General features: G+C 50.0%; 7 protein-coding genes and 1 pseudogene. 3 read left to right on the top strand and 5 right to left on the bottom strand.

Going from position 1 to position 8,132, the window contains the following annotated elements:
- Positions 1-632: 632 nt before the first annotated feature.
- A pseudogene (locus V3W49_RS22135) lies at positions 633-812 on the top strand (tyrosine-type recombinase/integrase); the annotation flags it as partial.
- Between the two features lie 207 nt (positions 813-1,019).
- Here the strand turns inward: V3W49_RS22135 and V3W49_RS22130 are convergent.
- Positions 1,020-2,030: a RepB family plasmid replication initiator protein gene (locus tag V3W49_RS22130; RefSeq protein ID WP_500148122.1), complete on the bottom strand. Its 1,011-nt coding sequence runs from the start codon at positions 2,028-2,030 to the stop codon at positions 1,020-1,022.
- Between the two features lie 740 nt (positions 2,031-2,770).
- On the opposite strand from V3W49_RS22130, the gene sopA reads away from it, so the two are divergent.
- Together sopA and V3W49_RS22120 are read left to right on the top strand one after the other, a co-directional pair.
- Positions 2,771-3,937 carry a plasmid-partitioning protein SopA gene (gene sopA / locus V3W49_RS22125; protein ID WP_000523812.1) on the top strand — a complete coding sequence of 389 codons (1,167 nt, stop codon included), beginning with the start codon at positions 2,771-2,773 and terminating at the stop codon, positions 3,935-3,937.
- Positions 3,937-4,908 carry a ParB/RepB/Spo0J family plasmid partition protein gene (locus tag V3W49_RS22120; protein WP_000817038.1) on the top strand — a complete coding sequence of 324 codons (972 nt, stop codon included), beginning with the start codon at positions 3,937-3,939 and terminating at the stop codon, positions 4,906-4,908. The genes sopA and V3W49_RS22120 overlap by 1 nt, the downstream gene beginning before the upstream one ends.
- A gap of 732 nt (positions 4,909-5,640) precedes the next feature.
- On the opposite strand, the gene V3W49_RS22115 is transcribed toward V3W49_RS22120, so the two are convergent.
- The 4 genes from V3W49_RS22115 to umuD form a co-directional block, all read right to left on the bottom strand.
- Positions 5,641-5,946 carry a hypothetical protein gene (locus V3W49_RS22115; RefSeq protein WP_500148120.1) on the bottom strand — a complete coding sequence of 102 codons (306 nt, stop codon included), beginning with the start codon at positions 5,944-5,946 and terminating at the stop codon, positions 5,641-5,643.
- A gap of 53 nt (positions 5,947-5,999) precedes the next feature.
- On the bottom strand, positions 6,000-6,251 hold the full coding sequence (locus V3W49_RS22110) for a type II toxin-antitoxin system Phd/YefM family antitoxin (protein ID WP_004182043.1): 252 nt from the start codon (positions 6,249-6,251) through the stop codon (positions 6,000-6,002).
- A 78-nt stretch (positions 6,252-6,329) separates the two neighbouring features.
- Complete coding sequence (locus tag V3W49_RS22105; protein ID WP_500148119.1) at positions 6,330-7,601, bottom strand: Y-family DNA polymerase; 1,272 nt, start codon at positions 7,599-7,601, stop codon at positions 6,330-6,332.
- A complete protein-coding gene (gene umuD, locus V3W49_RS22100) occupies positions 7,601-8,026 on the bottom strand; it encodes a translesion error-prone DNA polymerase V autoproteolytic subunit (RefSeq protein WP_500148118.1) in 426 nt (141 codons plus the stop codon). Before umuD ends, V3W49_RS22105 begins: the two co-directional genes overlap by 1 nt.
- Positions 8,027-8,132 lie beyond the last annotated feature (106 nt).

Here is an 8,132-nt window from a genome sequence, read left to right as displayed (position 1 = left end):
CCGGAGGAATATCGTCAACAACATTACCAGCCCGGGAGCTCAAAAAGTGTATGGAACTAAAGCGGGTCTATTTACATTTCCATGAGCTTCTTTATTGAAGTTTCACCTCATCATGTCTAAAATTTAACTCAAAAGATGCATATGATTTCTTCGAACCATAAGTTATGAATAATGTTTTTAGGTTGGTGCTAAGGAAACGATTCCAGTGTTAACCTTTACCCACTTGTGGTGTGTAAAAACTTCCCATCGTTCAAAATACGTCCTTATATTCTTGAGCTTTAATAGAGAAGCGCCTGAAATAGTCATCTTTGTTGCTGCCGGAATAAACACATGTCTGAGCACAGGACCTTCTCAAGCAGATTCAATTTATCTTTGTAAGTTTTCAAGATCATTTGGCATTCCCCCATTTTCTCCCAAAAACCGTGAAACGCCCCTCAGCCCGCGTCGTGACTGGCTTCTGCGTGGATCGATGCTGAAAAAGGATCCTTTACGTATTTGGTTTTACCCGCAATAATGTGGGATAAGACAATAAAAGGATCCGCGCGCTGCGATTTATTGTCATGGCAGGATCTGCCGCTTCAGGCCAGAATAGTTCTATCCAAACCCGTCGTGCGCTACGTGAAAAATAACTCATGAACAGCATCATTCCCCTGCAGAATTCACCAGAACGCGTCTCCCTGCTGCCGATCGCCCCGGGCGTTGATTTTGCGACCGCGGTGGCACTTCGGCGGATGGCCACCTCAACAGGGGCCACGCCGGCTTACCTCCTGGCGCCGGAAGTGAGCGCCCTCCTCTGGTATATGCCTGAGCAGTGCACAGACCAGGGGATACCGCCGTCAAACCCGCATACCGTAGTCAATATCTGCGTATCACGGCCTGAAATCACATATGACAGTCAATATTGTTCGATCATGGCAGACATGATGGAGAACACATATTGACTGCGGTATGCGTGATGCATATCACAATCAATGGAATGTCCTTAGCGGCATCCGGCAGTCATGTTATGCATATCGCAGTCAATTTTCTGGCTTCATCGCTGAGAGAGCTTCGGCCAGTTTAAGGGGATCGATGCCAGCAGCCTTCAGCGCCTTAATGACTTCGTCATAATTTTGCTCTGGCGCCTTCTCTTCTTCCTCTTTGCGCGGAACCTTCACAGGACCACTGATGAGTTTGGGGTTGCGATAATGCACGCTGAAATAGGTGGCTCGGCCACGTTTAAACTCGGTGTAATCCAGATAACCAATATCCCGCAGCTGCTCCATCGCCTTACGCACCGTGTGGTTCTGCGTATAGACATTTGAGGTGAGATTCAGCCGGTCACGCATCCGTTTCATGGAAATAGGTGCAGGATTCTGGGGAAGACTTTCGATGTAGGTATAAAGCGCCTGGGCTGATTCCTTGCGCTGCAGGGCGTCAATGGCTTTCAGCCGCAGAAGTACCCTTCTGTCCATGTGGTAAAGCTCAAACAGCTTAGGTTCAGCCTTGATCTCAACGATATCCTCGTTGATGTCATAGTAGGCTGACTGCACCAGATGAGTGGTCCATCCTTTGGTCTCGCTCTGGAACTTCAGCGTAACCGAGGCGAGTTTAAACAGGGAATTACTGATGCGATCGCGCATTTTTTTGTTTGAACGACGGGAGTCAAATCCGCACATCTTAACGAATTCGACGAACGACAGTTCCAGGGTGTCACTTTTTACCCCATACTCCGACATGGAGCGAATTATCCCCAGCCAGACTTTAAAATCCGTGTCCATATCAAGACGCGAACCGGTGATCTTAACGTCAGTGTATCCTTCGCTTTTGGCAATGGACAGCTGTACAAGCTCCTCAGTCGCGTCTGTAACGTTTTTCCGCTTCGCCTTGCTCTTCCCTGTTGATTTCAGAGTTGGGACGAAGAGACCGAGTCTCATGAGCGCTACGGGCTGCACGGTACTGGTGCTGTTGACATCCAGCTTAACAACTTCACCGGTTGTCTTATCAACTTCCTGAAGGTTCAGAAGTAAGCTATTATTTTCGCTCGTCATCTTGATCCTCAACGGTTATCCACAAAAGGATGTAGTAATACGTATCGCAGTCAACGGATATACATACCTCAGTAAATACCGTTGCATATCACAGTATTAGATTATGCATATAACAGTCAACATTTTACATTCCGCAGTCGATCCAGACAGACGTTAAAGCCAGTTACAGCGCATGCTGGAGCGATCCGGGGATCTCTTTTGGATCTCACTATGATCTCCTTGGGATCAATTATTGGATCGAGACCATGAATAACCCAGATACAAGGCCGGAAGCGCCACACCAGATATCCAGAACCCTGGCCTGATTTTCCTGAATACGCTCTGGAAGATTGAGATCTACAGGTACAACAATGAAACATTGACTACGGTATGCTGAGTCGTCTTTCCTACAGATGCGGTAAGCATCATACCATAGTCAATATATTACATACCGCAGTCAATTTCATTATAACTGGCTGATCCCGAGTCATCTTTAGCAACCCGACGTACGTGCAATCTGTGAGTTCTGTGATTTTCCGCTTCCTCGCCGCTTTCTCACTGTGTGAGATCGCTTACTGCGGCGAGCGGCAGTGATTAATATTGACTGCGGTATGTACTCTTTTGTAATCCCCTGCGTTCTTTCATTACCCAATGTGGTTCACTTTGCACTTTTTCGTGTGCTTTGCGATTTTATTGTTGCTTTGCAATAAATTCCAAGATTTAATAAAATAATGCAAAGTGATGATTAAAGGATGTTCAGTATGGGACTCATGGATACACTCAACCAGTGCATAAGTGCTGGTCATGAAATGACGAAAGCAATCGCCATTGCACAGTTTAATGATGACAGTCCGGAAGCCCGGAAAATAACCCGGCGCTGGAGGATTGGTGAAGCGGCAGATTTAGTTGGCGTGTCATCTCAGGCTATCAGGGATGCCGAGAAAGCTGGCCGGCTGCCGCACCCTGATATGGAAACCCGTGGGAGAGTTGAGCAACGCGTTGGTTATACCATCGAACAAATCAATCACATGCGGGATGTATTTGGTACACGACTGCGCCGTGCTGAAGATGCGTTTCCGCCGGTGATTGGCGTTGCAGCTCACAAAGGTGGTGTTTACAAAACCTCAGTATCCGTTCACCTGGCTCAGGATCTTGCTCTGAAAGGACTCCGTGTTCTGCTTGTTGAAGGCAATGACCCACAGGGAACTGCTTCTATGTATCACGGATGGGTGCCCGATCTTCATATTCATGCTGAGGACACTCTCCTGCCCTTTTATCTTGGGGAAAAGGATGACGCCAGCTACGCTATAAAGCCCACCTGCTGGCCTGGCCTTGATATCATCCCGTCCTGTCTGGCACTGCACCGCATTGAAACCGAGCTGATGGGGAAATTTGACGAAGGCAAATTACCTGCTGACCCGCACCTGATGCTCCGTCTGGCCATTGAAACTGTCGCTCATGATTATGACGTGATAGTTATCGACAGTGCACCCAACCTTGGTATCGGTACGATAAATGTTGTATGCGCTGCTGATGTTCTGATTGTCCCTACTCCGGCAGAGCTGTTCGACTACACCTCCGCACTGCAGTTTTTCGATATGCTTCGTGACCTGCTTAAGAACGTGGATCTTAAAGGCTTCGAGCCAGATGTCCGTATTCTGCTTACCAAATACAGTAATAATAATGGCTCACAGTCCCCGTGGATGGAAGAACAAATTCGGGATGCCTGGGGAAGCATGGTCCTTAAAAATGTTGTGCGCGAAACGGATGAAGTCGGTAAAGGTCAGATCCGTATGAGAACCGTTTTTGAACAGGCTATTGATCAACGTTCTTCAACCGGTGCCTGGCGTAATGCCCTCTCTATCTGGGAGCCTGTTTGCAATGAGATTTTTGATCGTCTGATTAAACCACGCTGGGAGATTAGATAATGAAGCGTGCTCCTGTCATTCCAAGACATACCACACATACTCAATCGACTGAAGATACTTCATCACCGGCGCCGGCCGCGCCGATGGTGGATTCATTAATTGCGCGCGTGGGTGCTATGGCCCGCGGTAATGCAATCTCTCTTCCGGTATGTGGACGGGAAGTAAAATTTACCCTTGAGGTGCTCCGGGGAGACTCTGTTGAGAGCGCTTCACGCGTATGGTCAGGCAATGAGCGCGATCAGGAACTACTTACCGAAGATGCTCTGGATGATCTCATTCCTTCATTTTTACTGACCGGTCAGCAGACTCCAGCTTTCGGCCGCCGGGTTTCTGATGTCATAGAAATTGCAGACGGCAGCCGTCGCCGTAAAGCCGCAATCCTGACGGAAAGTGATTATCGCGTTCTGGTTGGCGAACTGGACGATGAGCAGATGGCTGCATTGTCCCGACTGGGTAACGATTATCGGCCGACGAGTGCTTATGAACGTGGCCTGCGTTATACAAGCCGGCTGCAGAATGAGTTTGCAGGAAATATTTCTGCGCTTGCCGATGCGGAAAACATCTCTCGTAAGATCATTACCCGCTGTATCAATACGGCCAAATTGCCTAAATCCGTTGTTGCCCTGTTTGCACATCCTGGAGAACTGTCTGCCCGGTCAGGTGAAGCCCTTCAGAAGGCTTTTGCAGATAAAGAAGAATTACTGAAGCAGCAGGCTGAGACTCTCCACGATCAGAAGAAAGCGGGACTAATCTTTGAAGCTGAAGAGGTCATTAGTCTTTTAACATCCGTACTGAAACAATCTCCCGCATCAAGAGTTAATCTGAGCTCACGTCATCAGTTTGCTCCAGGGGCAACAGCATTGTATAAGGGCGATAAAATGGTGCTTAACCTGGATAGGTCCCGCATTCCTGCGGAGTGTATAGAGAAAATAGAAGCCATTCTTAAGGAGCTTGAGAAACCAGGAGTCTGATGCGGACACGCTTTAGTCTACGGTGATCTCCCTTTACTTCATTTCCTTTCTCACAGGCCAGAAAACATAACTGGCCTGAATATTCTCTCTGGGACCACGGTCCCACCTGCGACGTCTGTCAGCTTATCTGCCTGGGACCACGTTCCCACCTGCATCGTCTGTCAGCTTATCTGCCTGGGACCACGGTCCCACCTGTATCGCCGGTCAGGTTATCTCCCTGGGACCACGGTCCCACCTGCATCGTCGGCACATTATTAGTTAGGGACAACGGTTCAATCAATGCCTGTCACGAACAGGTATTGGCTTGTCGCCAGCAACCCGTTGAGCGGAGTAATCACGCAGCAGGACGGCTGTTACAGGCGATGGTGAAAGCTCTGTTGGGATCTGAACGAAGCATGTTGAGTGAAATTTGCAAAATTTCGCAGAGTATGCGGCTTCATCTTTAAATTTCCGCCAGCATTTTTAAAGCCAGCTACCGACGCTGCGCGTTGGCCGGCCCTTCGTCCGGCGGGTAACCAGTACCGGCCGATCTTACGACCCTGGATGAACATCATCCCGTCAGCAGCGTCTCCACTGTGATGTCGTTTTTCACACTGTCCGATCACAAAATAGAACGGGCAGGGACAACATATGGTAGGAAAAGCAGCTGCCAGAGACACAATATATTGATTACCCACAGTAACGGGGGATAACCATGTGGGTAACATATTGAAAGTGCAACACGTTATCTGATTAATTGACTTTGTAAATGCCGCTGAACCATGAAAAAAAAACGGGGGAATCATCACAGCGCATAAACATACCGTTTTGTTTTTGGGTGACGGCAAGGAGGCCCCTTTTATCACCACATACCTTGTCAAAGGTTTCCATTTCTATCCTTATCAGGCTCTTGTCGTTATTTTCAGGAGAGATCCGGAGATGTTTTGTCAGCCAGACAGGATAGGTATCAGCGTTACGCCAGTACTGCAATTCAATCACTGAAGCCATTCCCCAGACAGCGAAGTATAAGAAAAGCACACCTGCGATTTTGCTACCCATATTGTTCCTTAACATTGGCTTAATACATTCCTTGCTCCTCGCACCGGAGCACATCACAGATACTGATTGAGATCCACTTCACGCAGCGGCTGGTTTTGACGTTCTGTTATCATTTGCACCAGGTCTTTTTCGTCCAGCTCATCGAGCATTTGTTCATACAGAGCCGCGGGCACACAATAAAAAACAGGGCGGTTGCGGTCAATAATCGCGACCGGGTAGCCGCCGCCGGCACTGGCGGTGGCCACCGGATCGTTTTTAAGTTCGCTGATGCTGGCAGTCACATCACACAGAATGATATTTGTCATGGTTCCCCCCTGAGACAAGTCATCTGTATGATCGGTAAAGTAAGCTCTTGCGGCAAGTCCCGTCTGTCATTTCGACGGTCAGAAACGGGCAACCGGCAGCTCCTTCCAGCGGGTGGTATATGCCGGTGACAGCATCTCCCGTTTCATCTGCCAGTCCGGCGCAATACCCCGTCCGGCAAACCAGACTTTCCCGAGTCCGGAATGATTAATGCCGTCGAGTACCTTCATCAGCGCATCGCTGTGCGGCCGTGGCTGCACGTCATCGAACAGATTCAGCTGCGCGACGCCGTTCGGACTGAAATCATTGAGCATTATCCCCGCTTTTGCGTAGCGGTGGCCATCGAGCCAGATCCTGTCCAGAGACCTGACCGCTGCCGCGATAATGTCCCGGGTGTCACGGGTAGGGGTGTGCAGTTTTTCCGTGGCCACGTTACCGTAATACGGCTCATTAACCGCAAAAGGGGATGTCTTGATGAAGGTGCTGATATGCCGGCAGTACTGTCGATCACCGCGCAACTTTTCCGCCGCGCGCTCGGCATACTGGCAGACGGCCTGGCGCATTTCTTCGTAGGTGGTGATCCGCTGCCCGAAGCTGCGACTGCAGACAATCTGCTGTTTCGGCGGCGGCGCTTCCTCCAGTGAAATGCAACTCTCGCCGTTCAGCTCACGTACCGTGCGCTCCAGCACTACGTTGAAGTTTTTCCGGATAAATGTGGGGTTCGTCAGCAACAGCTGCAGAGCGGTGGTGATCCCCATAACGTGCAGCTTTTTCGCTATCCGGTTCCCCACGCCCCAGATTTCTTCCACCGGTTGCAGGCTGAGTAATTTTGCCGTTCTGCGTGGATTTTCGGGCGACAGCGCCAGCACCCCCCTGAATTGTGGCCATTCTTTTGACGCCCACTGCGCCGATTTGGCCAGTGTTTTTGTGGCGCCGAAGCCGACACCGATCGTCAGTCCGGTTCCACTGAGAACATGCCCACGCAGCTGCCTGCCAAAATCCTCCAGATCCATACAGTGGCCAATTCCCCGGGCATCCAGGAAACATTCGTCAATTGAGTATTGTTCGACGCGGGGCGACAGCTCTTCCAGCAGGGCGACCACACGGTTACTCAGGCTCGCGTAGAGCTCGTAGTTGCTGGAAAAAACGTACAGTTTTTCAGGAAACTGCGCCTCTTTGAGCTGGAACCAGGGGGTTCCCATCTTTATACCCAGCCGTTTGGCTTCAGCACTCCGGGCAATAACGCAGCCATCGTTGTTACTGAGAACGACGACAGGTTTGCCGCGCAAATCCGGCCTGAAAACCTTCTCGCAACTGGCGTAGAAGGAGTTGACGTCGGCCAGGGCGAACATCAGTCTGCCCCCCGGGTTTTATGAATGAAGGCCGTCACCACGCCGAAAATTTGCAGCGTTTCCGGATCCGGGTACAGGGAAGGGAAGTCCGGGTTCATCGCCTGCAGGGCTGGCCGCGGCGTCAGAAGCAGGCGTTTTACCGCAAATTCACCCTCAATTTCCGCGATAACAATATCCCCGTGCCTCGGCTGTTCTGCTTTATCCACGACCATCAGATCGCCGGAATAGAGGCCAATATCAGTCATTGAGTTGCCAATCGCCCTGACAAAATAGGTGGAGTGGCGCCGGTGAATGCAGTACTCATTCAGATCCAGTTCAGACTCTGTGTAGTCCGCAGCCGGTGACGGAAAACCCGCAGGGCATCGCTCTGTGAACAAAGGAATTTTTACTATGCTGGCTTCTGATACTGCAGGAATGAACTTCATCGTTTTTTCCCTTCGCTTAATACTGTATATATATGGGTCTTCCCTTGTTGTGGTGGCTGAAGGCATGATGATGGTGTATTTAATCGCCAGAGGTCACCGCTATGGA

The sequence above is a fragment of the Rosenbergiella sp. YN46 genome (assembly GCF_036620675.1).
Lineage (GTDB): Bacteria > Pseudomonadota > Gammaproteobacteria > Enterobacterales > Enterobacteriaceae > Jejubacter.
This window is presented reverse-complemented; position numbering and strand designations above follow the sequence as displayed.